The organism is Streptomyces decoyicus, assembly GCF_019880305.1.
GTDB lineage: Bacteria > Actinomycetota > Actinomycetes > Streptomycetales > Streptomycetaceae > Streptomyces > Streptomyces decoyicus.
In genome coordinates, this window is the sequence record NZ_CP082301.1 from 330,494 (window position 1) to 355,216 (window position 24,723).

At 69.8% G+C, this 24,723-nt stretch carries 22 protein-coding genes and 1 pseudogene; 8 read left to right on the forward strand and 15 right to left on the reverse strand.

All coding sequences use genetic code 11. From position 1 onward, the window contains the following. Positions 1–358 precede the first annotated feature (358 nt). The gene (locus tag K7C20_RS01475; RefSeq protein WP_030074981.1) at positions 359–970 is read right to left on the reverse strand and encodes a flavodoxin family protein; all 612 of its coding nucleotides are present in this window, start codon (positions 968–970) and stop codon (positions 359–361) included. A 492-nt stretch (positions 971–1,462) separates the two neighbouring features. Between K7C20_RS01475 and K7C20_RS01480 the strand changes: the two genes are divergently transcribed. The 4 genes from K7C20_RS01480 to K7C20_RS01495 all read left to right on the forward strand — a co-directional run bounded on the left by K7C20_RS01480 (position 1,463) and on the right by K7C20_RS01495 (position 3,453). Further along, positions 1,463–1,720 (forward strand): DUF6191 domain-containing protein, encoded by a 258-nt coding sequence (locus tag K7C20_RS01480; RefSeq protein ID WP_150127265.1) that lies wholly within the window; start codon positions 1,463–1,465, stop codon positions 1,718–1,720. 52 nt (positions 1,721–1,772) lie between these two features. Then, positions 1,773–1,922, forward strand: coding sequence for a hypothetical protein (locus K7C20_RS01485; RefSeq protein ID WP_160328734.1), 150 nt, complete (start codon positions 1,773–1,775; stop codon positions 1,920–1,922). Between the two features lie 294 nt (positions 1,923–2,216). Then, the gene (locus K7C20_RS01490; RefSeq protein WP_030074980.1) at positions 2,217–2,978 is read left to right on the forward strand and encodes a MerR family transcriptional regulator; all 762 of its coding nucleotides are present in this window, start codon (positions 2,217–2,219) and stop codon (positions 2,976–2,978) included. Between the two features lie 178 nt (positions 2,979–3,156). Continuing rightward, positions 3,157–3,453: a hypothetical protein gene (locus tag K7C20_RS01495; protein ID WP_030074979.1), complete on the forward strand. Its 297-nt coding sequence runs from the start codon at positions 3,157–3,159 to the stop codon at positions 3,451–3,453. A gap of 248 nt (positions 3,454–3,701) precedes the next feature. Here the strand turns inward: K7C20_RS01495 and K7C20_RS38005 are convergent. Together K7C20_RS38005 and K7C20_RS01505 are read right to left on the reverse strand one after the other, a co-directional pair. Next, positions 3,702–4,043, reverse strand: a pseudogene (locus K7C20_RS38005) (SAM-dependent methyltransferase); the annotation flags it as partial. Further along, positions 4,040–4,438 (reverse strand): DUF3662 domain-containing protein, encoded by a 399-nt coding sequence (locus tag K7C20_RS01505; protein WP_030074978.1) that lies wholly within the window; start codon positions 4,436–4,438, stop codon positions 4,040–4,042. The pseudogene K7C20_RS38005 and the gene K7C20_RS01505, both read right to left, overlap by 4 nt. Before the next feature lie 125 nt (positions 4,439–4,563). Between K7C20_RS01505 and K7C20_RS01510 the strand changes: the two genes are divergently transcribed. Together K7C20_RS01510 and K7C20_RS01515 are read left to right on the forward strand one after the other, a co-directional pair. Then, on the forward strand, positions 4,564–5,130 hold the full coding sequence (locus K7C20_RS01510; protein ID WP_245171326.1) for a GNAT family N-acetyltransferase: 567 nt from the start codon (positions 4,564–4,566) through the stop codon (positions 5,128–5,130). A gap of 233 nt (positions 5,131–5,363) precedes the next feature. Continuing rightward, on the forward strand, positions 5,364–5,765 hold the full coding sequence (locus tag K7C20_RS01515; protein WP_280922007.1) for an HIT family protein: 402 nt from the start codon (positions 5,364–5,366) through the stop codon (positions 5,763–5,765). 18 nt (positions 5,766–5,783) lie between these two features. On the opposite strand, the gene K7C20_RS01520 is transcribed toward K7C20_RS01515, so the two are convergent. From K7C20_RS01520 to K7C20_RS01550, 7 genes are all read right to left on the reverse strand, one after another. Beyond that, positions 5,784–6,203 carry a hypothetical protein gene (locus K7C20_RS01520; RefSeq protein ID WP_048828500.1) on the reverse strand — a complete coding sequence of 140 codons (420 nt, stop codon included), beginning with the start codon at positions 6,201–6,203 and terminating at the stop codon, positions 5,784–5,786. Then, positions 6,200–7,870: a hypothetical protein gene (locus K7C20_RS01525; RefSeq protein ID WP_030074975.1), complete on the reverse strand. Its 1,671-nt coding sequence runs from the start codon at positions 7,868–7,870 to the stop codon at positions 6,200–6,202. Before K7C20_RS01525 ends, K7C20_RS01520 begins: the two co-directional genes overlap by 4 nt. A gap of 15 nt (positions 7,871–7,885) precedes the next feature. Further along, the gene (locus K7C20_RS01530) at positions 7,886–9,148 is read right to left on the reverse strand and encodes an OmpA family protein (RefSeq protein WP_150127264.1); all 1,263 of its coding nucleotides are present in this window, start codon (positions 9,146–9,148) and stop codon (positions 7,886–7,888) included. Further along, positions 9,145–10,047: a hypothetical protein gene (locus K7C20_RS01535; RefSeq protein WP_030074973.1), complete on the reverse strand. Its 903-nt coding sequence runs from the start codon at positions 10,045–10,047 to the stop codon at positions 9,145–9,147. Before K7C20_RS01535 ends, K7C20_RS01530 begins: the two co-directional genes overlap by 4 nt. A gap of 27 nt (positions 10,048–10,074) precedes the next feature. Further along, positions 10,075–12,402: a hypothetical protein gene (locus tag K7C20_RS01540; RefSeq protein ID WP_030074972.1), complete on the reverse strand. Its 2,328-nt coding sequence runs from the start codon at positions 12,400–12,402 to the stop codon at positions 10,075–10,077. After that, positions 12,399–13,007 (reverse strand): toll/interleukin-1 receptor domain-containing protein, encoded by a 609-nt coding sequence (locus tag K7C20_RS01545; RefSeq protein ID WP_048828498.1) that lies wholly within the window; start codon positions 13,005–13,007, stop codon positions 12,399–12,401. Before K7C20_RS01545 ends, K7C20_RS01540 begins: the two co-directional genes overlap by 4 nt. A gap of 234 nt (positions 13,008–13,241) precedes the next feature. Continuing rightward, positions 13,242–14,555: a helix-turn-helix domain-containing protein gene (locus tag K7C20_RS01550; RefSeq protein WP_160328733.1), complete on the reverse strand. Its 1,314-nt coding sequence runs from the start codon at positions 14,553–14,555 to the stop codon at positions 13,242–13,244. Positions 14,556–15,060: 505 nt separating this feature from the next. Here K7C20_RS01550 and K7C20_RS01555 point away from each other — a divergent pair. Then, positions 15,061–16,188: an MFS transporter gene (locus K7C20_RS01555; protein ID WP_107083429.1), complete on the forward strand. Its 1,128-nt coding sequence runs from the start codon at positions 15,061–15,063 to the stop codon at positions 16,186–16,188. A 60-nt stretch (positions 16,189–16,248) separates the two neighbouring features. Here K7C20_RS01555 and K7C20_RS01560 read toward each other — a convergent pair whose 3' ends face one another. Next, positions 16,249–16,872, reverse strand: a complete 624-nt coding sequence (locus K7C20_RS01560; RefSeq protein ID WP_150127262.1) for a hypothetical protein — start codon at positions 16,870–16,872, stop codon at positions 16,249–16,251. Between the two features lie 255 nt (positions 16,873–17,127). Between K7C20_RS01560 and fabV the strand changes: the two genes are divergently transcribed. Beyond that, positions 17,128–18,336 (forward strand): enoyl-[acyl-carrier-protein] reductase FabV, encoded by a 1,209-nt coding sequence (gene fabV / locus K7C20_RS01565; RefSeq protein ID WP_030074966.1) that lies wholly within the window; start codon positions 17,128–17,130, stop codon positions 18,334–18,336. Between the two features lie 262 nt (positions 18,337–18,598). Here the strand turns inward: fabV and K7C20_RS01570 are convergent, their stop codons facing one another. The 4 genes from K7C20_RS01570 to K7C20_RS01585 all read right to left on the reverse strand — a co-directional run bounded on the left by K7C20_RS01570 (position 18,599) and on the right by K7C20_RS01585 (position 24,540). Next, complete coding sequence (locus K7C20_RS01570; protein ID WP_078953289.1) at positions 18,599–19,036, reverse strand: ATP-binding protein; 438 nt, start codon at positions 19,034–19,036, stop codon at positions 18,599–18,601. A 546-nt stretch (positions 19,037–19,582) separates the two neighbouring features. After that, positions 19,583–20,704 carry a CPBP family glutamic-type intramembrane protease gene (locus tag K7C20_RS01575; protein ID WP_246655287.1) on the reverse strand — a complete coding sequence of 374 codons (1,122 nt, stop codon included), beginning with the start codon at positions 20,702–20,704 and terminating at the stop codon, positions 19,583–19,585. Positions 20,705–20,991: 287 nt separating this feature from the next. Beyond that, the gene (locus K7C20_RS01580) at positions 20,992–22,404 is read right to left on the reverse strand and encodes a purine-cytosine permease family protein (protein ID WP_078953285.1); all 1,413 of its coding nucleotides are present in this window, start codon (positions 22,402–22,404) and stop codon (positions 20,992–20,994) included. 339 nt (positions 22,405–22,743) lie between these two features. Beyond that, positions 22,744–24,540 (reverse strand): hypothetical protein, encoded by a 1,797-nt coding sequence (locus tag K7C20_RS01585; protein ID WP_053209466.1) that lies wholly within the window; start codon positions 24,538–24,540, stop codon positions 22,744–22,746. Between the last annotated feature and the right edge of the window lie 183 nt (positions 24,541–24,723).

A 24,723-nucleotide genomic window follows, 5' to 3' on the forward strand; every position in this document is an offset into this window, starting at 1 on the left:
GGCACAGTCGGTTCCACTGGCCCTGCCGGTCGTCGGATCGTCACTGTCGGGGCCGGCGAACCGGATACGGGACCGGGCGGGCCCGCACCCGGCGATCCCCCGACAGAAGACAGCGGTACGGAGAGGGCCGTCGCCGCCACCGGCGCGGGAGACGGCGGCGGACCCGGGCACGGCACCCCCACCGGTGCGTCGCGAGCCGCCCCGCCCTGTGCGGCAGCCGCCCCGATGCGTGGGTAACGGCTGCTCGCGTCGCTGCGGGCCTGCCCGGACGCGCCCGCGTCGGGCACCACCGGTTCCTGACGGCTGTCCATCGGGCCCCCCTCCCGGTCTCAGCTGCCTCGGTACGGGCCGTCGAAGGTCAGTCGGAGACCTCGTCGAACCCGACAGCCGCGCGGCCGGCCCGGTGGACGTGGGCGGTCTCGGCGATGCGGCGGCCGAGTGCCTCGGCGGTCCGCAGATCGCTGGCGCAAGGGGTGACGTCGGGCCCCTCGTCGTTGTTGGACTGGGACATCGCGCCCAGCCAGCTGCCGAGCCGGTTGATGTCCTCGGGGCTGCCCGAGGAGGTGTTCCAGCCGCCGTACTCGGCGAGGCCGACCCAGACCATGCCGTGCTGGGCGGCGAACAGGGCGATGTCGATCAGCGCGTTGAGCTTGTCCCCCGCCATGTTGCCGCTGTTGGTGAAGCCACCGGCGATCTTGTTCTTCCAGCGCATGTTGTCGCCCCAGACCTGGCTGGTGGCCTCGACGAACGCGCGGAAGACGGCGCTGCTGCCGCCCATGTAGGTCGGCGTGCCGAAGATCAGGGCGTCGGACTCCTGGAGCACCTCCCACAGTTCGTCGTTCAGCTCGGCGAGGGAGACCAGGCGCACCTGGGTGTCGGGAACCTTTTCCGCGCCGGCCGCGACGGCCGCCGCCTGCTTTGCGGTGTGGCCGTATCCACTGTGATACGCCACCGCAACCTTGATCTGCATGCTTCTCCCCCACCCGGGACCGATACGATGTTTAGCTTTCACTAAAGCTGTTCAGAAAGCTTTAGGTGCCGGTTACGCTATCCATCCCCGCGCTTCCAAGGCAAGCACCTCTGGACAACACCCTGAAAAGATCAGGTAAACCGGCAGGTCGGAATAGTTCACCCGGCCACCTCCCACTTCTCTGGGCGGCTGCCCGCGACACCGGACGCCCCGTCACCATGACCGGCCCGTCCGCGACTTCCCCCAACCGGACGAAATCGGGCGCCGCATCGTCGGCGGCGCCGAGCACTCCGCGGCACGCTTCACGATCACCGTGGGGGCGCTCGGCGCCTCAGGTGTGACGCCCCGGATCGGATCCACAGTCCGTCCGAGGCGGCCCCTTTACGATTCCTCCGAGGGAGCAACGGACAAGCGACGGCGAGGACTTCGGTTGCCGGCTCCCGGGAGACCGGCATACGGAGGCGAAGCCAGGTGATACCGATCGTCGCAGGCGTGATCGTGGCCCTTTGGGTACTGCTCTTCGCGTGGGCGGGCCGGCGTCGGCGCAAGTACGGAGGCGGCGGCGCGACATCCGGCCCCTGGGACGAGCTCTTCCAACCCTCACGACAGCACGTCCAGGAGGAGAAGGAACGCCGCCTCACCCTCCGTGACGACACGAAGTCCGGCGCACCGCCGCGCGGCTCCGTGGACCTGCACTCCGGCACAGCAGTGATGCGCCCGGAGCCCGGCCACCGGCCCGAAGCACGCTGACCGACGGCTTCATGTCGGCTGCACCCACGGCCGGTGGGAGCACCCCGGCACATTGCTGTTCGGCAGCACCTGCTGCTCCGGGTGCAATGTGCGCTCCTGCATCAAGGAGCGCCAGCAGATGGTCAGGGCCGACAACCGCAAGGAACGCTACGCAGGCCGCCGCGAGGCCCGCCTTTCCGTCGCCGGAGAGGACAGCGACTGACTCCGCGCCTCACCGCCCGGAAACCGCGGAAACACCGCTCGTCGGCACGCATTGCTCCCAGTGGCCGCCAGGGCCCGGTGCGGCGGGCGTAACCCGACCATGGACGTTTCTGACGTGCCATCAGGTAGTAGCGGGGATCCGCCACTCCTCCAAGGGGTGACGGCCCCCACCGGCTTGTCCGCACGCCGGGTCGTACGATCCGCACGCCGGTCCGGCTTGCGGTTTCCGCTGCGTCAACTTCTACGGTCGTCCGTGTGGCCGGAGAGACCGGCCCAGGTGAGGGGAGGCACGGCAATGGCCTGGTCGATCTCGGAGGTGGTCCGGATGTCCGGGGTGACGTCCCGGACGCTGCGGCATTACGACGAGGTCGGGCTCTTGCCGCCTGCGTGGATCGGAAGCAACGGGCACCGCTACTACGAGGAGGCCGATCTGCTGCGGCTGCAGCAGATCCTGCTGATGCGGGAGCTGGACCTGGGGCTGCGCGAGATCCAGGCGGTTCTGGACAGCCAGGTCGATCAGGTGGCCGTGCTGCGCGAGCACCACCGGCGGCTGCTGAAGGAGCGGGACCGGCTGGAGACGCTGGCACGCACGGTCGGGCGGACCATCGCCGAACTGGAGGAAGAAAGGGACACCGACAGCATGACAAGGATCAACAGGCCGGAGAACCTTTTCGAGGGATTCGAGCCCCACCCCGCCGAGGCCGAGGTGCGCGAGCGGTGGCCTCAGGCGTGGGAGCAGTCCCGGCAGGCCATCGAGACGATGACCGCCGAGGACATGGAGCAGTGGCAGCGCGAGGTGACGGCGCGGATGATCCGCATCGCGGAGTTCATGGTGGCCGGCACACCGCCTGCCGATCCTGCGGTGCAGGACGAACTGGACGCCCACTACCAGGACATCTGCCGCTTCTGGACCCCGAACTCGGCCGCGTACAAGGGCCTGGGCCAGACCTACGTCGACGACCCGCAGATCCGCGCGAACTACGACAAGATCGCCGACGGGCTGGCCGTCTACCAGCGCGATGCGATGGTCGTCTACGCCGATGCCCGGCTGAGCTGACCCACTGCTCACCCGCCGGGGGCGGCAGACCTCCGGCGACACACCTAGGAGGACGTGTAACCCAGATCCGAGGTGTGACCCAGGTCACACAATGACGTGTCATACGCCGAAGGGGCCGCATCCGTATGCAAGGTGACGGGCCCGCACGGGGCCCGGCACTACGGGGAAAGGACCTCTCGTGCGTAACAAGCGAATTCTCACCACCGCACTCGCTGCCGCCGCGCTCACGGTCATCGGGCTGGGTGGCGCCGCCCAGGCCCACGCGACCACCGGAGCCCAGGCCGCACCGGCCGCCTTCCACGCGCCGGCCAAGCCGATGGACGGCCCGCCCGGAACGGTCTGGACCGGCAAGAAGTTCTGGACCCTCGGCGGCTGCCAGGCCGCGGGTACCGACCTGGTCAGCAGCGGCAAGTGGGCCGACCCCTTCTGCGACGGCTCGGGGCTCCAGTGGGACCTGTGGGCCCGGCCCCTCTAAACCCTCTCCGACTCGCGGGATTTCAGCGGTAGGACGCAGGTAGCAATCCCGAGCTGGACGGCCGTCCCCGTGCAAGTCTGCGGTTACGGGGGGGGACGGCCGTCCGTTGTCCCACGACGAGGACGACGAGGAGAGCCGGACCGGTCGTGCACAGAACGCATCGGCGGCGCCGGCACTCGCGCACACCACCACGATCCGCTGGGTCTTCGCGCTACCGGAGCCAGTGGGCGGCGTGCGGGCGCAGGCGCGGGGCCGAACTCGCGGAGGTAGGGCTTGGTGTCGAGCACGGGGGTCCCGTCGACCGCGTCCAGATCGCGGACGTGGAGTTCCATGCCGTCGACCTTCACCAGCGTGCACCGTGACACACCCAGCCGGTTGGGGCGGTCCTTGCTCCGCTGCGCGAAGATGCCCACCAGCGGTCAGTCGGTATTGCCACGCGGATGCCGGGCACCGGTCTCGATCTCATCCTCGGGCACACGATGGAAGTGGAATACCACCTCCAGGTGGGAGAAGTCCGCCAGCCCGAGCAGTGCCTCTTCCCCGTAGACCGCGGCATCCAGCCGGATCAGGTGAAACCGGTTTTCGATCACATCCCTTGGGGGCCGGCGGCACCGGCAGGAATGTGCGCGAGGGCCGCGCTCGATATGCGGTACCGGCCGTTCGGCACGTCGGCGGCGGTGACGTGGACGGTGAGGGGCCCCGCCCATTCGTATCCGCGGTCGACGGCATGCCGGGCCAGCACATCGGTCAGTTGCTGCCCCACCTGCCCGCCGCCTTCGGCCAGTTCATCGTGCACCTCTTTCGCGAGTTCGACCGTGTAGTCATTGGGCACGAGGACTCTGCTCTGGCTGCAGACGACCGCATGGCCGTCACACTCCTGCCGTAGCGCGTCGAACAACTGGACCGGATCGGTCCGGAAAATCTTGGCCAGCAGCGCGCTCTCGCAGTCCTCCACCACTCGTTCCCAACGCATCAGCAATCCCATGGAGATCGTCTGCCCTGGTGCGCCATGCACATGCGGAGGGTGTCAGGGCGGGTCGGGTCGGGTCGGGTCACAGGAAAACCCTTGGCCCTCCTTGCACGGGCGGTCACAATGGGCGGGTGCCGATCATGACCTTCCCTGAAGCCGGTGTCCCACCCGATCTCCAGACGCAGGTGTCGGAGCTGCGGGACGAGGCGTGGCCGCCGGATTCCTCGTCGGCGCCCGGCACCTTCGCCCACGACCCGGCGCTGCGGCCGGTGTCGATGCTGCTCGTCGACGGTGCCACGGTGCTCGCCGCGCTGGACATCCTCACCAAACAACTCGTCCATGACGGAGAGCGGTTCCGGGCCGCGGGGCTGAGCACGGTGGTGACCCGTGGTGCCGCCCGCGGCCAGGGACACGGCCGCCGTCTGGTGACGGCCGCCCGTGAAGCAATGGCAGCCATGAATCCGGACATCGGCCTGTTCACCTGCGACCGGCCGCTCCGGTCCTTCTACGAGAGCGCGGGCTGGCACCACCTGCCCGGCGCGGTACTCGTCGGCGGTACGCCCCTGGCCCCGTTTCCCAGCGACCGCCCCGGCTTCGACAAGGTCACCATGGCCGACTTCTTCTCGCCCCGGGGCCGCCGGCATCGGTCGTCCTTTCCGCACTCCCGCATCGAGTTGTACCCGGGCGAGATCGACAGACTGTGGTGACGACGGTCCTCCGCGGGGGCACCTAGCGTTCCGTTGGACGGTTTGAGGCCAAGCACCGCGTCAGCGGATTTCATGGTCGATCATTGATTTCAGCAGACGCGCGCCCGACGGTCCGGTGACGCCCGGCCGCCCGGCCTGACCGGGGGCCGCCCCCGACCGGTGCGGCCGGCCCGAACAGCCCCCGTGGAGGATTGATGGCCGGTCATGGGAAGTTCCCCAAGGTGGCCGGAGACGTGCCCGGCGCCGGCCCCCGGAATCCGCGGACTCCCCGTCGCGCTCATCGGCCCGGGTGTCCCTTCTGCCTCATCGTCCGGGGCCGGGCACCGGCAACGGTGCTGCGCGAGTGGCCGGAGACCATCGCCATCCGGCCGCGCCATGGAGGTGTCACCGACGGACATCTGCTGGTCATCCCCAAGGTGCATGTGGCCGATGTCGCCGAGGACCCGTCGGTCTCCGCGACCACCATGCTGCGCGCCGCCGAACTCGCGGCGGAGGCCGGCGACTGCAATGTGATCACCTCACGCGGTCCGTCGGCCACCCAAACCGTCCGCCATCTTCATCTCCACCTCGTCCCGCGCACCGACGGCGACGGCTTGCTTCTGCCGTGGACCACCGCCCGGCCCGCGGAGAGATGACCGCCGGGTCCCCCTCACTCAGGCGAGGAAGAGGACCGTCATGGTGTCGATGGCGACCAGGACGCCGTAGGAGAGGAGCATCGTCCTGGACAGCGCCACGCCACGCCACGGCACTCGGTCGCCGTGCTGTTCGGCGTCCATGGTGAACAGCGGCACCTGTGGGGTGCTGCGGTCGGTGACCTTCTCGTAGAGGGTGCGGAACCTCCGCTCCTGGCCGAGGTAGTAGCTGTCGAGCAGCCAGAATCCCGCCGCCAGTCCCAGGGCGACCACCGCCGTCTTCCAGCTCGGGCCACGGGTGGCGACCGCGATGAAGGCACCGCTGACGGTCATGGCCCAACTCTTGACGACGAAGGAGGTGTTGGCATGCCGGGCGATCACGGCCTGGAGGAACTCCAGGTGTTTCACTTCCTCCGGACAGAAGCGCGGTGGCACGGTCATGCCGTCGCCCCTCCTTCCGCGGGCCGCGGGCGGTCAGGGCCGGCGTGACGAGACTCCCCCGGCGGGGCCGTCCTGGACTCACCGGGTGCCCGGTCGTCATGGGGCGTCCGGGGCTCGTCCGGTGCGGGGGCGTCGTCAGGTACGTGGGCGTCGTCGGGCTGCCCGGCCTCGTCGGTCGTCTGGACCTCGCCGGGTACATGGGTCCCGTCGGGTACATGGGTCCCGCCGGCTATGCGGGTCCCGCCGGGTTCCTGGGCCTCATCAGGTACTCGGGCCTCGCCGGATGCCGTCGCCGCGGGCTGCTCCGTCCGCTGCTCGGGCGGTTCACGGAACTGTGCGTTCAGGTCGTCGGCGATGCCGTTGAGCCGGTTTTCGAGCGGCTCGGGGGCGTAGCGTTCGAGCACCGTGTAGGCCTGATCGAGGAGTTCGAGACGCGCCCGGGGCGGTGTGGGACGGGTGGGCGCCCGCTCGTCGGTGGGCGGGGCGGCTCCGTTGCGTACCGCTGCGGGGTACGGCCAGGCGGGCATGGTGAGCGGAAAGTCGTGGCGGCCGGCGACACCGGTGCGGGCGCGCTCCTCGACGATGCGGATGCATGCCTCGTCGAGAGTCCGGCGGGCATCGCTCGCCGCCGCTTCGACCGTGGCACGCAGTCGCCACCAGGTCTCGGTGTGCCCCACCAGCCTGCGCCGTGCCTCCCCCAGCAGCTCCCGGCCCCGCTTCTCCGCGGCGGCGACGGACTGTTCGGCCTCCCGGTCGCTGTCGGCGCAGGGGTTGTGGGCGAGCACCTTGACCACGATCGCGGCGGTGCTGAGCACCAGCGTGAGGAGGACGACGGCGCTCTGGTCCGGTGCCAGGTCCACATGCTCGCGCACCGCGTCTGCCGCGCGCATACGGGCCCAGATGCCGACCATCGTGAGAATGGCCAGGGCGAAGAGCACCGGCCCGGCCGCGTTCGGCCAGGGCAGTTCACCGGCCGTCCGACGCTCCGTACGCGGACTCTTGGGCCAGACCGCCTCGCGCAGGGCGGCGATCGGACCGCGGTGGGTCCGCTCCAGCGTGCGGGCGGCCCGGGTACGCCGCCGGAAGACGGACTCGGCCAGCAGACTGCCCGCGGCCAGCAGGCAGACGGCGACTCCGAACCCGGGCAAGTACGCCAGATAGTAGGCGACTGCCTGCTCCTCCCCCAGTCCGAAGAACCGCTGCATCAGCGTGCCGATGAACATCGTGTCGAAGGCCACGCCGGCGACCAGGGTGGGCCACAGCAGACGCCGCCAGAGCACCGGAGGACGGCGCAGGCTCTCCGGCCCGTCGTCGGCATGGCGGGTGCGCAGCTCCCCGACGCGCTCCTGGGCCCGCCGGGACGACCGGGCGACGGTGAACCGCTCGGCCGCTTCGATGGTGGTCTGTGCCTCCTGGAAGGTGCGGGCGACCGCGGTGGCCGCGCTGCCGAGCCCCGGTTGCGCCGCGGTCAGCACGGTGTTGGCGTCGGTGAAGGCACGCATGAGAGCGGCCTGTTCACGGTTGTCGGTCTGGTCCGTCGGCCGTGAGGACGGCCGCTTCCTGACGTCCAGTTCGACGAAGGTGGGGTCACTGCCGGGAGGGCAGTCGACCGCCGCCTGATAGCGGGCGGCCGGCCCTGGCCGGTGCTTTCCGTTGGTGGTGTTCATCGCTGCCCGCCGTCCTCACTTTCTGATGATTTCGATGTCGACGCGCCGGTCGCACTGGAGCTTTTCCTCGGCGGTCATCCGGCTCCCTGCGGCATGGGCCGGTTTCGAGCACCCCGTCGGCAGGCCCCGGCCGTGTGCCGTCACCCGCTTCACCCCGAGTCCGGTCAGGACCTTCTTCACCGCGTTCGCCCGTGCCTGCGACAGCTGTTGGTTGTTGTCCGGACGGCCGCGCGGATCGACATAGCCGAGGACGGCGACCCTGCTGCCGGGGGTGGTGCGGGCCCTGACCGCGACATCGTTGAGCAGCGGCAGGGCCTGCGGGCGGACGGTGGACGAGTTGGTGTCGAAGAGTGCGGCGCCGGGGAGTTGGTAGGTCTCGGGACGGTCGTCGGCGTAGTGGATCGCCGGGTCCTGGGGCTGCTTCTTGCCCGGCGCCCGACGTCCGGCGGTGCCGATGGCCGTCGGGGCCAGGGTGCAGGAGGTGCCGGGAGCGGCCGTGTCCGCGCCGCACAGCTTGCGCCACAGGGCGGTCAGCCAGGTGCGCTGGGCCGCCGTGGGAGCGGGCTGGTCGGTGGCCGGCTGGCCCAGCCCGGCGAGCGTGAGGTCCACTCCGGTCAGGGACGGTATCTCGTCCCGGGCCGCGCAGACCCGGGCGATGGCGTTGACCTCGCTCGTGTCCCGGAAGGCGGCCGCGCGCAGATCGGCGCAGCCGGTGGTGGAGAGCCCGTCGGTCAGTACGAGGAGACTGCGGCTGCCGGATGCGCCGTCCAGTGAGGAGACGCCTGCCGTGAGCGCCGCAAGGACGTTGCTGCCACCGCTTTGGGGGGTGGCGCTTTCGGCCTTGCCGACGAGGTCGGTCAGGCAGCCGGCCGCTTGCTGCTTCCGCTTCTTTTGATTGATCGAGTTGTCGTTGTCCTTGACCCAGTCGGTCGAGCGGTCCTTGGCGATCCAGGTGATCTGTGCCGAGTCGCCGCTGAAGCTGCCCACCGAGATCGTGTCCTTGCGGTCGACCACCTCCGCGAGGAGCCGGCCGATGCTGTGGGCGTAGTCGCGTCCGGCGGTCTTGCCCCGTACGGAGGCGGAGTCGTCGACGAGGACCACGGTGCGGCCCGCGGTGTCCACGGGCTCCTTCATCCAGGCGCAGGCGTCCAGGCGTGGCGCGTCGCCGCATGCGCTGAGGAGGCCGGCCGTGAGCACCATCACGAGGGCTCCGGCGAGCGTGGGCGCTGCCTGACGGCGCCCGGGTGCCCGGAGTGCTGCGGTGTCCGGTGGGTTCACGGGGCCAGCTCCTCGACGTCGGCCGTGGAGGCCACCCAAGAGAAGGGGCTGAGTCCCATCTGACGGCAGAATTCGCTCAGTGCCTTGTCGTAGGCGTTGGCGTACTCGAAGAGTCCGACCTGCTCGTGGTGCTTGGTCGCGGCCGTGAGGACGCCGGCGAGCGCTTCGGCCCCGTTGCGGCGGGTGTTCTTGAGGGCCTGCATGACCTTGAAGAAGTCCTCGTCGGCGAGTGCCGCGGCGAACGGCACCAGCAGCCGCCGCTCGGCCGGGCCCAGCGTGCCGAGGAGCTCCAGTTCGCTCATCACCTGTAGCCAGCGCTCGGTGCGCGCCTGCACCTGTCCGGCCTTGAGCTCACCGAGGCGGTGCTCCTCCGTCAGCCTCAGTTCGGCGAGGTGGAAGGGCAGCACATGTTCGCGCAGGGCCGGGTCGATACGCATCCGCACCGACGGCCGGCAGCGGATCAGACCTTTGTCGTCGTTGTAGCACCACCCGCCGCGCAGCTCCTTGTTGACGGCCTTCTCCGCGGCCACCGGGTCGAGGGGATCGCAGGTCCGGGCGACGGCCCAGGCGCGGCGCAGCAGCTTGCCCCGGGCTGCCTCCTCGTGGAGCGCCGCGCGCTCGCGCAGGGTGTCCAGCGGCATCTCCCGGCTGCTCCAGCGGAAGTGCGGGACGAGTTCAAAGGCGAACACATCGCCGCGCGCCGCTACCGACAGCGCCTCCTCGCCCGGTGGCAGCTCGACCGCCGCCTCGGCCTGCGCCGCCTGTCCGGCGACCGTGGTGTCGGTGCCGTCCGCCTCGTCGACGGGCTCGGGGCCGTCGACGGTCTCCGCGCCGTTCTTGCCCGTTACCCGGTGCCACCAGTTGCGGAGCCGGGCGCGCAGTCCTTTGCGCTCTGTCATGGTCTCTCCTCTTCGTACGGGCGTCGGTCAGGACGCGGAGTCGGTGGCGCGGCCGCCTCGGGGCGGTTGGGGGCGGAGCTGCCGAAGGGTGCGCGAGTCCGGGTGACGTCCGGCCCACATGCCCAGGTAGAACCCGGCGCGCAGGGACAGCGGCCGGGCGCAGATCCGCGGTACGAGTACTTCCAGGAAGGCGGCGAATTCCTTGTCCGCGTCCCCCGCGAGCAACCAGCGCCGCAGCAGGTCCCAGGCGCGGGTCGAGCTGTCCTTCCCCATCAGGGCGTGGCGCCAGAGACGCACCAGGGCATCGGCACGGTCCGGGTCGGTCATGGCGGTGTCGGCCAGGACGGGCCGGTCGCGGCGGTCCGGGCCGGCGCCGTAGCGGCTGAGGATCAGCAGGGTGCGGATGGCGTGCTGGGACAGATGGTCGTTGTCCGACGTGATCCACTGGTCCAGTGCGTCGGCTGTCGGGCCCGGCGCGCCGGCGAGGTAGAGCCAGGACATCGAGAAGGCCACCGAGCTGCTGAAGGCCAGCTCCGGCCGGCTGCCCAGTTCGCGCAGTGCCCAGAGGGTGTCCGGGACGTCCTGTGCACCGACCAGGGTTCCGTAGGCCCGGGCCGCGCTGTCCTGGAGCTGCCACCGGGGGCTGCTCAGCCAGCTTCTGATCTGGCCCCGTACCCGGTGCACCAGCCGCGGGTCGTGGGCCGCCATCTCCAGGGCCAGCGCCGCGGATTGCCGATAGGCCGCGGACTCCCCTGCCCAGTGCCGGATCAGGTCCCGGTAGACGCTGTCGAAGTCATGGCTGAGCAGGATTCCGGCGATCTGCGCGGCACGGACCCGTATCCGCTCCAGCGGACCGGCGACCAGCGCCGTCAGCCACTCCCGCAGCGGGTCGCGCAGACTGTCGTAGTCGTGCCAGACGACCTCGATGACGGCGTGCATCAGCTCCTCGTCCACCAGCCTGGCGCGGCGGGGGTTGTCGTCGGCGCGGCCACCGGGCGTGGCGTCGGCACCGGCGCGCATCTCCTGCGGGATCAGCTGGTCCAGTTCCCGTTCGAAGACGTGGTTGGTGGGTGCCGGTTCTCGGGTCTCGTAGCGCGGCAGGACGGTCGCGCTGAGGACCTCGCCCGCTTCGAAGACGTCGGAGAGCGGATGGCCGTGGAAGAACGCATAGGCGATACGGAACGCCTGGCGGTGCGGATCCAGGACCGGGCCCTGCGAGGTCTCGGCGGGGACGTGCAGCAGTTGCTTCGCCAGCCGGCGCAGCCGGTCACGCCACTGGCCGATGACCTCGCCGAGGCTGGAGTCCTCCGCGTGGACGCGCTGCGCCAGGACATCGGCGAACTCGACGACGCTGCGCACGGACGGGGCCCCGTCGAGGGTGCGCTGCACCCGCTGTGACCCCAGCATCCGGGTGATGAACGCCGTGGTGTGCTCGGCGGTGCAGTCCGGCTGTGTGCAGGCGCCCGGGTGCCCGGCGAGCAGCCTGCGCAGGTGCACCGCCAGGACGTCGCCGAGGGCCGGGCGCCGGTGCTCGAAGGCGTGCGGCCGCAGCCGGTCGGGGTCCACCGGGCCCGGTTCGCCGATGACGACGAGGAAGGCGCGCTGTTTGCGGGCGAGATGGCCGAGCGTTTCGAGCGTCGACAGTTTCAGTGGCTGGTCGTCCAGGTCCACCACGAAGCCGCCCGGGGTGAGCAGTTCGTCGGCGCGCCGGCACAGTGCCTGGAGGATGCCCTGGGTCTCGCTGTGCAGGATCTTGATGCTGTCGTCGGGGCAGCATCCTGCGAGCAGCTTCAGCGCGGTGGACTGGCGACCGCTTCCCGGCTGCCCGGCGAGCACCAGGACGTGCTGCGCCGCGAGCCGGGACGCCATCTGTGCCTGCTGGTCGACGTCCTGGTGGGAGTCCAGGTGCTGGGCGACGGTCAGCGCGGAGACGCTCAGCACCTGGATCTCGATGCCGGTGTCGGCGCCGATGGTCAGCTGCTCGGCGTAGAAGGCGGAGCCGCTGCCGTTGGCGACGGCACTGCGCTTGAGCTTGTTCAGGGCGTTCTGCTGCCGGGCCTGCTGGTAGCGGGTGAAGTCGCCGCCGTCGCCGGTTTCCCGGCGGGGTGCTTGCCGGCCGGTCTCCTGGGCCGACGGCCGGGGGGCGCCGTTCTTGGCTGCTGTGTGGTCGCCCGCGGCGTCCGCGGGGGTTGCTTCGGTACCGTCGGACGGTGGGGCGGCGCCGGGCTCCACCGGTTCGGGCGCGCTCGGTGCGGGGTCGTCCGCGGCCGGAGCGGAGTCCGCCGCCGAGGAGAGGTCCTCGCCCGGCCCCTCCGCCGTCTCTCCCGCCGCCACGGCCTGTTCGGTTTCGCTCACGGCCTGCCTCCGCTCTGTGCGTCGCGGCCCTCGTAGTAGCTGGGGTTGCCGCTTCCGTTGTTGACGGCGCACCGGTCATAGGTGGAGTTCCCGCCCGGCTGCGCGGTCCCGTCCGCCGGGGCCGGCTGCCGGGCCGCCGGGCTCACGGGTACGTGGCTGCGCAGTGCCTCCGTGATGTCGGGGAGGTCGAGATGCGCGTACGAAATCCTTAGCTGCATGAACTGTCGTTCCGTCAGTTCTGCGATATCGGATGGAAGTTGGTCCCGGGACGGCAGCACGGCCGAATCGATCAGCACGGGGATGACGGTCTTGCGCCACTGGAGGGCCGTGCGGATCTCGTCGTGGACGTAGTCGCCCGGTACGTCGATGCGGCGCCGGCCGGCTTCGTCACGCACGGAGAGCCAGTTCGGGCCGATGAGCACGAGGAGGACTCCGCAGTTTTCGAGGTGGCGCCACAACTCGGGCGGAAAGTGCACGCCCGGCGGAGTGGTGCGGCGGTCCCGGAAGACGTTCTCCGGCCCGAATACGTCCTTCAATTCCTCGTCGAGCAGGACAGCCGCCACGGCGCCGTCACCGGTCCGGTAGTTGATGAATACTCCGGCCATGATTGTTCTGCCTTTCCTCAAGATGACAGCGGTGGATTGCGGCAGCCGTGTGCTGCACGGGCCACTCGGGCTGTCGCGGGGCACAGGGGGATGAAGCCGAGATTCACAGGGGTTTCAGGCGTGGTCAACGCGTTGCCCTCGGCCTTTTGGCCGGGCAACGGAACACCACGGATACATCGGGAGTACGGGTTCTTCGGGCAGCCTTCTGCGTGGGGCGGGCCGATGGGTGAGCAGTCAGGCCGGAGTTTCCGGCCCGGTCCGGTTGGCATGCAGACCCCTCGCGATATGCGGCAGGGTCCGACGGACGGTGGGATTCTTTGGCCAACGATTGAGCGCACGGCTCAGGCGCAGAAGATCGGCACGGATGGTGGCCGAGTCGATGAGGGCAACATGGCCGGCGACCAATTCGGCGATCGCACAGGCCTGTTCGATTTCACCGACGTTCGCCAGTGCAAGCGCGAGCCGGGCGCCATATCGGGCCCTGGCCCGACGGGATTCCGGCGGAATGGCGTCCAGACCGTCCCCGAGCAGGGTGACCGCCTCTCCCGGGGAGCCGAGGTCGTGCATGCACCAGCCGGCGACGAAGGCCGTCAGATCCGGCAGATGGATACTGCCGAGGACCGGGTCCACGCCGCCCGGGGGCGCCGCGCCGGAGGTCAGTTCCGCACCGCGGTCGAGAGCGCGGCGGCATGCGTCGCGGTCACCCACCAGTGCGTGTCCCTGCGCCTCCCGCTGCGCGGCGAGCCCGCGGATGCGTGCGCTGCGGGCCTGCTGTCCGGCCCGCCGGGCCAGTTGGATGGTGGCCACCGAATCACCGGTGTACAGGGCCAGTTCCGCCCGTCGGACCAGGGCGTACGCGGCCAGCTCGTCGTCACCGCCGTCCGCGGCCAGCTGGACCGCCTGCTCGGTCCACCACAGCGACGCCGCGTCGCTGCCCGCCTCCTGCGCCATCCACCCGGTGTACTCGGCGAACCGGGAGGCGAGCCGGAGCACGACTTCGCGGTGGCCCGGCTGCGCCTGATGTGCCATGCCCCGCAGGGCACTGGTGGCCGCGATGCAGAGCTGGGCGACCACGGACGGCCCGAAGAGCTGCCCCATCCGGCGGAACTCGTCGAAGATATTGCGGAAGTACGGCACGGCCGAATTCGTCTCCCCGCTTTCGAGGAGCGGGGGCGCCAGCGACCAACTCACGAGGGTGGAGGGCATGGCCCTGGCGCCGAGCGATGCCTGGTCGAATGCCACGAAGTCGCTCTGGCCGCCGGCGCGCATACGCAAGGTCCAGGGCGTACCGATATCCGCTTCCGCAACGGGCACCACGGCAGAGCCGCGCTCAGGTGCGGAAATCAGGCTGCTGAGGTGCCCTCCGGCATTGAGGGCACTGTCGCATAACTGGGCAAGATCGTGGCTGGGCGCCTTCACACTGCGCTCGATCTTGCTCAAGTGCCCTTTGGAAAAGCAAATCAGAGTCGCCAGTTCTCCCAGCGACAGCCCCGCTTCAATCCTTCGCCGACGTAACTCCGCCCCGAACCGCACAGGAATCCGCTGCACCCCGCCCGCCCCCCTCATCGCTCGCGACCGGTGAAGGGAGTGTGCCACGCATCACACCGACTCTCACATCCTCTTCACACATTGCTTGCTATCGGTTTCATCACGCTCCGCTTCGCGCGAGGCGAATCCCCTTCTCCGCAGGAAGGAGGCCTTGCGCAACGGGTCACTTCGCTGCCTTCTTCCGTTCCGGAATCGTTGAGATCATCAGCGATGGCGGGGAGTTGGTTGGCACGCATCATCCGCTGCCCCTGAACCGGGCTACCGGCCGAGCCGACCGCGCTGCCAGGGTGAACGGGGCGGCCTCGAAGGCCATGCTTGATCCTTTGAACCTCCCCCTTCGCCCGCGGCACGGCAGAGGAATTCGGTTGCGGCGGGACCGGTGAGCCCGGTGAGGTACCCCATGGACGGTGCCACGGAGCAGGCGCAACCGGCGAGGTCGGGAAGAGACCGTAAGGTCACGACGCGACCGGATCCGTGGCACAGGCCGGTGGTGCTCGTAGCCCTGATGCTGGCCGCGTTCACCTTCAACACCGCGGAGAACCTGCCGGTCGGCCTCCTGGAGCTCATCTCCGAAAGCCTTCGGGTGTCGGTGTCAGCGGTCGGCCTTCTGGTCACCGGCTACGGCGTGACGGTGGCCCTCGCGTCGCTGCCACTCGCCCACGTCATGCGGGCAGTACCCCGACGGCGTGTGCTCACGGGGCTACTGGCTGCGCTGGTCGTGTCCAGTCTGGTGGCGGCGTCGGCGACCTCCTACTGGCTGCTGCTCGCGGCGCGGCTGCTGACCGCGCTCGCCCAGGCGCTGTTCTGGGCCGTGATGGGGCCGGTAGCGGCGGGCCTGTTCGCCCCCGAGGTCCGCGGGCGTGTGATCGGCGCACTGTCCGTCGCCGGTTCGCTCGCCCTCGTGCTGGGTGTTCCCGCCGCAACCTGGCTGGGCCGGCGGAGCGACTGGCAGGTACCAGTCGCCATTCCGGCGGCTCTGGGACTCGTCGCCCTGGTGACGATCGCCGTTCTGCTGCCGACCTCGCGTCCGGAAGAAGAACGCGCCGCCCACGGAACAAATCCCGACGCCCCCCGGTTCGGCACCGTGCCGGCAGCCGGAACCCTGTCCGCTACCGGCGCGTTCGCGGGAGATACCTACATCGTCAAGTTCCTGGGCCACGTGAGCGGGTTCCCCCCGAGCACGGTCAGCGCCCTGTTCGTGGCTTTCGGAGTGGCGTGTCTGGCCGGGGTGAGCATCACCGGAGCGCTGCTGGACCGCTTTCCGCGCGCCGCGCTGACCACTGCCGTCGCCACCCAGGCGGTGGGCATGCTCGGCCTGTACGCGGCCGGGACCGGTCAAGTGGCGGCGGTGGCGTTCCTGGTGCTGATGGGCGGTGCACTCGGGCCGGTGTTCATGACCACCCAGAACGAGATGCTGCGTTGCGCACCGGGCCGCACGGATATCGCACTCGCGGCGAACTCCGGTGCCTACAACGCCGGTATCGCGGCGGGCGCCGCGCTCGGGGGACTGGTCCTGCCGCTCGCCGACGTGCGGGGCGCCTTCCTCGTCGGCGGTCTGCTGAGCGTCGGGGCATGCGCGGTGCTGCTCGGCGAGCGGCTGCTGCTGCATCACGCACCGGAGTTGGCCGCGTAGAGCTGCCTGCCCTCAGCGGGCGGCCGGTGGCCATCCCGTCCACGAAGTGCGGGCCCGGTCCTAGCTGATGAGATCCTGCTGACGCAGGTACCCCGTGGCGCGCTCGTGTTCGCCGAACCAACGGTGTGCGGCGCGGGAGCGGGCGGCCTCGACCAGCGCTTGGCCGTAGTGGCGGGTGGCGAACACGGGGATGCCGATGCGGTAGCGGCGGTCGGCTACGCCCGGCACACCGGACTGCTCCTCGACGATGAGCGGGGCCAGTGCCGGGTCGTGCTCCTGCACCCCGCCGGTGGGGCACAGTTCGAGACTCGCCAGCCGGTGCCCCGAGTTGTCCGGCCCTTGGTGACACAGGAACAGACCCACGCTGTCGAGGGAGTCCCACGGGATGACCGCGTGCGCCGTCTTGTTGTGCCACCACCACACGCCGGTCGCGTCGAACGCCAGGTACGCGTCGCGGTCCGACCACCCGACCCAGCCCATGAACATCCCGGCCGCGCCGAACACCAGGAACCAGAGCACCGCGAACACCCAGGTCCCGACGCCGTATCCGTAGACCACACAGGAGATCGGCATCGACAGACCGAGGGCGAGAGCGACGATGGCGCCGGGCATGGTTCGGCGCATCCGCTGCTTGCCGAAGGGGAACATGGCGGCATCAGGGGAAGGGGTACGTCCGGGAAGCATCCAGTGAGTGTACGGAGCCGGGGCGTCCGGTCCGGAGGCGGGCTCCGCGGACGGCCGCCGGTGTGACGGCGGGCCAGGGCCCGCGCAGCGGCAGGCTCCTCTCCGCTCGACGTGAGGGAAAACCTCCAAATGCGTCACTCCAATACTGTGGCCGCCAAGACGATCATGGGGAGGTATGGGGTCGCAGACTTGCAGGGGCGGTGCGTGCTCCGGTGACGGCCCGCCTCCTCCGCGACGACCTGAAGGACGTGCGTCATGAGCGAACGTGTCATCACTCCGCGAAGCCGGGGTTTCCTCTTCCTCGACTCCCACCCGGCCGGCTGCGAGCGCCTGGTGCAGGACATGTGGGAGGCCGCCCCCTCGCCCGCCCGTGTGCCGGACAGCGCGCCGGTGGCCCTCGTCGTCGGCTCGTCGGCCGGCTACGGGCTGGCCGCGACGATCGCCGGACTCGCCCGTGCGGGGATCCGCGGCATCGGCGTCTGCTTCGAGAAGGCCCCTACCGAGCGGCGCACGGCCACGGCCGGCTGGTACCGCACCGCCGCCACCGCCGAACTCGCCCGGCGGAACGGCCACGACATGGTGTTCCTCAACGGCGACGCCTTCTCCGACGAGATGAAGGATCAGGTCGCAGACCTCCTCCGCCAGCGCTTCGGCCGCCTGGACCACTTGATCTACTCGGTTGCCTCACCGCGACGCACCGACCCGGAAACCGGTATCACCTACGCCTCGGCCCTCAAGCCCATCGGCGAGGCCTACTGCACCAAGACCCTCGTCTTCGACGGGGACGGGACTCCGGAGGTCAAGGAGGTGGAGACGCAGCCGGCCGAGGGCGATGACGTCGAGCAGACGATTGCGGTGATGGGTGGCGCGGACTGGGAGCGGTGGATCGATCATCTCGCCGACCGCGATCTGCTCGCCGACGGATTCTCCACCGCCGCTCTGTCGTACATCGGTTCCCCGCTGACGGACGGGATCTACCGGCAGGGCACCATCGGCGCGGCCAAGGCCCATCTCGAAGCGACCGCCCGCACTCTCGACGAGCGCCTGGACAAGCTGGTCGGCGGCCGCGCGGTGACCTCCGTCAACGGGGCCGCGGTCACGCAGTCCTCCACCGCCATCCCCGGAATCGCCCTCTACGTCGGTCTGCTGCGCGGCGTGCTCGGCGAGGCTCTGGTGCCGCCGATTGCGCAGCTGTCCGACCTGTGGGACCAGCTGACCGGCGTCCGGCCGCTCGACACGGATGAGGACGGCCGGGTCCGTCTCGACGGCTGGGAACTCAACAGCGCGGTCCAGGCCGCCGTCACCGAAAGGTGGGACTCGGCCACCACCGAGACCATTACCCGCCTCGCCGATCTCGACTGGTTCCACGCCGAGGTCCAGCGCCTCTACGGTTTTGCGGTACCGGGAATCGACTACACGGCCCCGACCGCGACTCAGGTTCCGTGGCCGGACGCCACTTCTTGATCCCCGGGAAGCCGATGGTTTCGGTCGGCCGCCGCCTCTTTCCTGACGCCCCCTGACATCCCTTGACTGAAAGGGTGAGTTCGTCAAGTAGGGGAAAGAGTTCGCTCGCTTTACGGAAGTCCTGCCGTGGCGAGGGAAATTCGGGCGGCCGCGGGGTCGGTATCCACCGCGTCATCATCAGACCAGTTGGCCGGCCCGGGTGTCCGCCGTGGCGGACGGCTCGTGTTCTCAGGCCGTGGCTCATCGGCCGCGGCCTGGCCGGTCACTCTGTGCCGCGCCCCTGGCGGGGGACTGTCGCGCTCACGGTTTTACCGGCCTGTTCTCGCCTGATCTCCACGGCGGACGCGATGCGGCAGACCATCGACCATCCAAACCCTCCGCCCTCTCCGGTGACGTCGGGGGTACGGGGACGGGGAAGAACAGGACTGGAATCGCCTACGGTGACCACCACCGACTCCGGGCCGGCCCGCAGCCGCAAGGTACAGGTCTTTCCGCCCGCGTGCCGTACCGCATTGGTAACCAGTTCGGAGACGACAAGGATCACCTCCTCTCTGGTTTCCCTTTCCACGGAGGGCTCCAGCTGCTCCAGGAAGCCGGATGCAAGGTGCCGTGCGGGCCCGACTGCTTCGGAATGGCAGTCGAGTTGAAGCTCCAGCACCGGCGACGCCGTATTGGTGTGCGGAGCCTCGGCGGTGCTCATGATAAAGCTCACCTCAGATCGCGTCGTCTTGCCTTCAGGCCGGAAAGCGTGCCCTCTTCCCGGGCCACCAATCCCAAATCTCCGAGGTCCGGCGAAATGGTTTCTTCGCCGTAACGGTGGAAAGACCGACCCCGCGCCTGTCCCGAACGGACATGGTCAAGCGGAGTGCTGTGGAACACCTCACGCCGACCCGGCAGCTGGACAGTGAGTACGGCCGCCGCCACGCCCTAAGACCTGCCGTGCCCCTCCGGCGCCGAAAAGATCAGCGCGAGAAGCAGCAGCGGCAAAAGCGGCACCACCGTCATCATCCTCCGGACAGTCGGGTGCCCGAATCCGCCGCGAGCAATCGGGCATTTCCCCGGTTTCCTTCGTGGGCCGACGGGTAGGGGCTGCCCTCTTCCCGTCGTTGCACGGCAGAAAAGGGCGAATATCCGGCAGCCTTACGCGAAGCGGCCCGGCGCCACCTTCCCGCGCCGGGCTCGACACCACTTGACCGACCAGATCCGCCCCTATCCATTCAAATGCGGGCAAACAACCCTACAGCCGTCAAACGTCACCACGTCGAATGATGCGCGCCCCTCGGTCATGTGACGGCCACTCCCGGCCGACGGCTGACGGCCACTCCCGGCCGACGGCCGAGGGCCACTCCCGGCCGGCCGGGACGAGTCGCGGGCCGGCCCCTGTCCAGACGCCCGCGCTGTGTGTCGTCGCCGCGGCCGGGCGTCCCGGCCCGCGTCGCTGCGCCCGCACCCGCACCCGCACCCACACCCGCACCCACGACGACACGACCCGCGCGCCGACGAACACCATCGCCGTGGCCGCCAGATATCCCAGTTCGAGCACCGCGGCGTGGGCCGGGGCAACCTTCGCCGACCAGCCTGCGCCACGCTGTACGCCCTCGAACACGACGCGGTTGACACTGAGGAAGGCCACATGTGTGCCGATCGCCACCCATAGGGGCGCGGACCCCGGCGCCGTCCGTGCGGCCAGCAGCGTGAGACCGAAGACCGAGAGCAGCACCAGATAGGCGATCGGATCCTGACCTGCGGGAGTAAGACCCATCGGCGGAGCCGCCACGCCCACGAGACGGGACACTCCGGTCTGCGCCACGGTGGATGCCGCCGGCACCAGCAGGAAGACCGCTGTCGTCCCCAGTGCCGAGATCACCCCGCCGAGCCGGTCGCGCAACGAGGCCCAGGCGTAGCCACGCAGCGTCGCCTCCTCCGGCAGCGCCTCCAGCAGCACGGCCACCAAGGCGTTGCCCACCAGGAACGAGGCGAGTGCTGCCGGGTCAAGGGCGGACCAGCGGACCCACCCGAGGGCCGTACCGGCCCCCAGCGCGAGGGCGGCACACGAGGCGGTGACGGCCAGGCCGCGCAGGAAACCGAGGGGCGCCGAGGAACGGGGCCCAAGGCCCATGGGGCAACGCCTGGTTGACCGCATGGCCCGTAAGCCCAGTACGGCCGGGACGGCCAGCGCACTGACCAGTGCGGCAGGCAGCAACTGCCGCAGATAGCCTTCGGCGCCGAGCAGCCGCGCAAGCGCCTCCCCCAGCGCATTGCCCGCCCCCAGCGCACACGCCATCACCGCACCGCCGAGCAGCGCTCTCCCCCAGGCCCGCCATACGGAGCCCCGAACCGGCGTCGTCATGCCGCAGGTCGTAGCCATCAGCTCTCCCTTCACGATCAGCGGGAGGGACGTCCGGGTGCGTCCGCCGGAATCGTCCGTGCGCATCGAACCGGGCCCGGTGACGACACCTCGCCCCGACCGGACGTACCGGTCGGGCACCGGACCGCCGTACCCCGCGCTCTCCGAGAGCTACGTGTGCCCGCGGCACCGACGATGAAGCCGCACCCCGGCGCACCCGACACGAACGGCCCGGCAAACCCTCCTGCGGCATGACCTGTCGCGGCCAGGGACTACATCCCTCGGTCCAGCGGTCGTACGCGAAGGGTTCAAGCGCGCGGCGCAGTCACGGCCGGCTCGGACGTCCGGGCCGCACGAGCAGCCGCAAAACTCCGCAAAGGTGCGTATATGGCGACAGAGACAACGAACGCGACGTAGTACGCAAGGTCGGCACCATGGAGTGCGGCCGCGACGGGGCCGACGAACAGGGTCGTGTCCATGAAGGGCACGGCCGCCGCGAACGCCACGACGAAGGCGGCACACGCGGGCCACCACGGCTGGGGGCGGGCGAACTCGGCCTCGACGTCGATCGGCGCACCGCGGCGGGCCTTGGCGCGCAGCCTCGCGTCGACGAGGACGATGCCGACGAAACCGGGGATCCAGTAGCCCACGAACAACAACAGGTTCTGGAAGCGCGTCGTGGTGTCCGCGGCGTGCATCCACAGCACCAGCAGAAAGCCGAGTACGGCCGCTGCCGCCGCGGCGAGCGGCCGGGGGACCCGTATGCCGGCCGTCTGGAGCGCCAGCGAGCCGCTGTAGTCGTTCATGGCGTTGCTGCACACCGCGGCGGCCGCGATGGCCAGCAGGCCGAAGGCGCCGAGCACCCCGCCGCCCAGCAGCCCGTGCACCCCGGCGGCCGTCTGGTCGGTGAAGAGCTCGGCTCCCCACAGCCCCAGCGCCTGCACCCAGGCGAAGGAGAGCACCATGCCGAGCACGGAGTACCCGAACATCCGGGGCCGGGACGTCGTACGGGGCAGGTAGCGGCTGAAGTCCGAGGCGTAGGGGGCCCAGGAGATCGCCAGACTGAGTGCGATGGTGCTGGTCAGGACAAAGGCGCCGAGACGGTCGGCACCGTGCGCGGAGCTCGATACGGGAAGCGGCACTCCGGACAGCAGCTTGACGCTCAGGACCAGGAAAGCGGCGCCCAGCACGAAGGTCATCACCGTCTGGAGCTGATGGAGCGCCTCGTAGCCGAAGACACCGACGGCTCCCTGGAGGAGCAGGACCACCAGCGCGCCCAGCCAGAACGGCCAGCCGAGCAGCTGGGCCAGCGCCTCGCCGCCGAAGAGGCCGATGAGCGCGTCCCAGGCGACGGAGGAGAGCCACTGCATGATGCCGGGCAGCGCCACTCCACGGCCGAAGGCCAGTCGCGCCAGCGGCAGCTGGCCGGTCCCGGTCTGGCTGCCCCAGGTACCGAGGTACGCGGCCGGTACCGCGCCGGCGATCGTGCCGAGCACCATGGCCGTGAGAGCCGTCCAGAAATCCAGCCCCAGGGAGACGCCCACGGTACCGGAGAACACTCCGGTCATGGTGAGGTTGGGGGCGAACCACACGGTGAAAAGCCGGGCAGACCTTCCGTAGCGGTTGCTTTCGGGCACCGGATCGATACCGTGCCGCTCGACCGCCAGGTCACCGGGCCGGGCAGGCATCCGCCCTCGGAAGGCGGATTCTTCGATGGTCATGACTCTCCAGGCTCAACAGATGCGCGCCCTACCGTAGGCCGGACAGCCGGCCCGACCGCAACGGCCCCCTGGCCCGGTACCACCGGCCGGTGCCGGATGGAGACGGAGAGGGGCCCAGGGGGCGGTCGGGGGCAGGGGATCCGAGGGCTCCTGAAGTCGCAGACCAGGGATCACGAAGCGCGGCTCACGGAACCGGATGGGGACCCGGATAGGGATCCGGGCCGCGGCCCGGATCAGCAATCACCAACCGGGGCCACGGCCCACGAACCGGGACTCACGGCTCGGGGCCCACGTCTCACAGGCCTCACGCCTCACGCCTCACGCCTCACGCCTCACGCCTCACGGATAGGACACCACCGTCGACGGCACCGTGGAGGTACCCGTAGTGGGAGCGCCGATGCCGTTGATCACGTGCTCGTACTGGCCCTTGCCGCCCAGGGAGACCACGAGCAGATCGTGGAACTTCACACCCGGCTTGTTCGGCGCCTCGAAGCCGTGGTCCTGGCGGATGGTGGGATCCACGTTGTAGAAGCAGTAGCTGCCCAGGCCCCACCCCTCGTGCGTGGTCACCTCGTCAGCGATCTTGTACGCGGCATACCCCTTGATGTTGCCGTTCTGCACCGCTGCCTGATTGGGAGCGTCGTACGCCTTCTCGTTCTGGAAGAAGACGGTGCGTCCGCGCTCGCCGCGCCACTCCACGTCGTACTTGTTGAAGTGCTCGACGAAGAGCCCGGTGGCCAGGACGTCGTCACCGTTGACGCGGACCCCGAAGTCGGCCCGGTTGGTCTCCCAGCCCACTCCGTCGCCATGGTCGGCGCGCCAGACCCAGGTGTGATCGACGATGGTGTGGTTGCTGTTGATCACCATGCTGGTGGTCGCCTTGCCGGGGCCCGCCCCGCCGATCCGCAGGAAGACGTCCTGGACCGTCGTCGGGTTGGCGGCGTGGCTCACGGAGGAGCCCTCGGGGCCGACCTCCAGCAGGGTGGCGGAGTTGACCGGACCGGCATCGATCAGGAAACCGGCGAGCCGCACACCGTCGACGTCGGCCACCTTCAAGGCCGTCGCCCCCTTGTCCGGAACAATCGTCGCGTACCCCAGCCCCAGGACCACGGTGTTCGCGCGCTGCACCTCGATCGCCCGGTCGACGTGATAAATCCCGGGTGTGAGAAGCAAGTTGAGGCCCTGGGACAGCGCGGCGTTGAGGGTCGCCGCGTCGACGCCGGGCCTGGCCACATAGAACTGGCCGAGCGGAAGGGACTCGCCCCGCGGTGTGCCGTTCCCCCAGGTGGTGCCGCGGGCGTTGGTCCGCTTCTCGGGCAGGAAGACCTTGTAGTCGGGCCCGTCGAGATAGAGGAAGGGCTTCTCGCGGGAGACCGGAGTGGTGTCGAGGGTGGTGTAGGGCGGATCGGGGAAGCTCTGCGCGGGGGCTCCCTCGACCCCTGAGAACACCATGTTCCACACGGCGTTGTTCCAGCCGCCCACCGAACTGTCACGGGTGTACCACTGCTGCTGCGAGTACGGGCCCACCGAGCCGTCGATACGGCTGTCGGCGATATAGCCGCCGCTCGCCCAGCCGTAGCCGTCGGGCGCCAGGTTCAGCCCGCCCTTGACGTGCATCCGCCGGAACGGTGCCGCCTGGGCAACGGCCCACCGGTTGGTGCCGTTGACGGGACGGAGCGCGAGGTTCTCCGCCGACCGCCAGAAGTTCTGTGTCGCGTTGCCGTTGAACCACCCGGCGTCGACGGTCACATCACCGTTGAAGGTCGTGTCGTCGGGTGACAGACCGAGGCCCGCGATCGCGGTGTAGAAGCCGAGCTGGGCGTTCAGACCGTTGTACGTGCCCGGCTTGAAGAGCAGCGCGTACCTCCCGTTGCCGAACTGGGCCGACTCCTGCTGCTTGAAGATCTCGTCGAGTTTCCCCTGGATGTTGGGTGTGGCGGGGTCGAAGACCAGGACGTTCGGTCCGAGATCGCCCCCACCCGGAAGCTCGGCGGCTGCGGCGGGCGCCGCGGAGGCCCGGGAGGACAGCACCGGGAGGCTTGCGGCGGGAAGCGCGGCCGCCATCGCGGCCAGGACCGTACGGCGTGAGGGCTTCGGCGCACGAGGGGCCGTGGCGTTTGTGGGGGGTGTGGGCATCGCAGCTCTCCTAGTTCAGGAAATGAACGAGTGAAGTGCATGGGAGCGCTCTCTTGCCCGATGCATGTTCATCACATGTGAACGGCACGTCAAGACTTCTGTCGGGAATCCGCAAACTCGGCCCTGACCAACCATCAAGAGCCAAGCCATTTAGCCCAGTTGAGGTGCTTCTGCGTCAGCGCG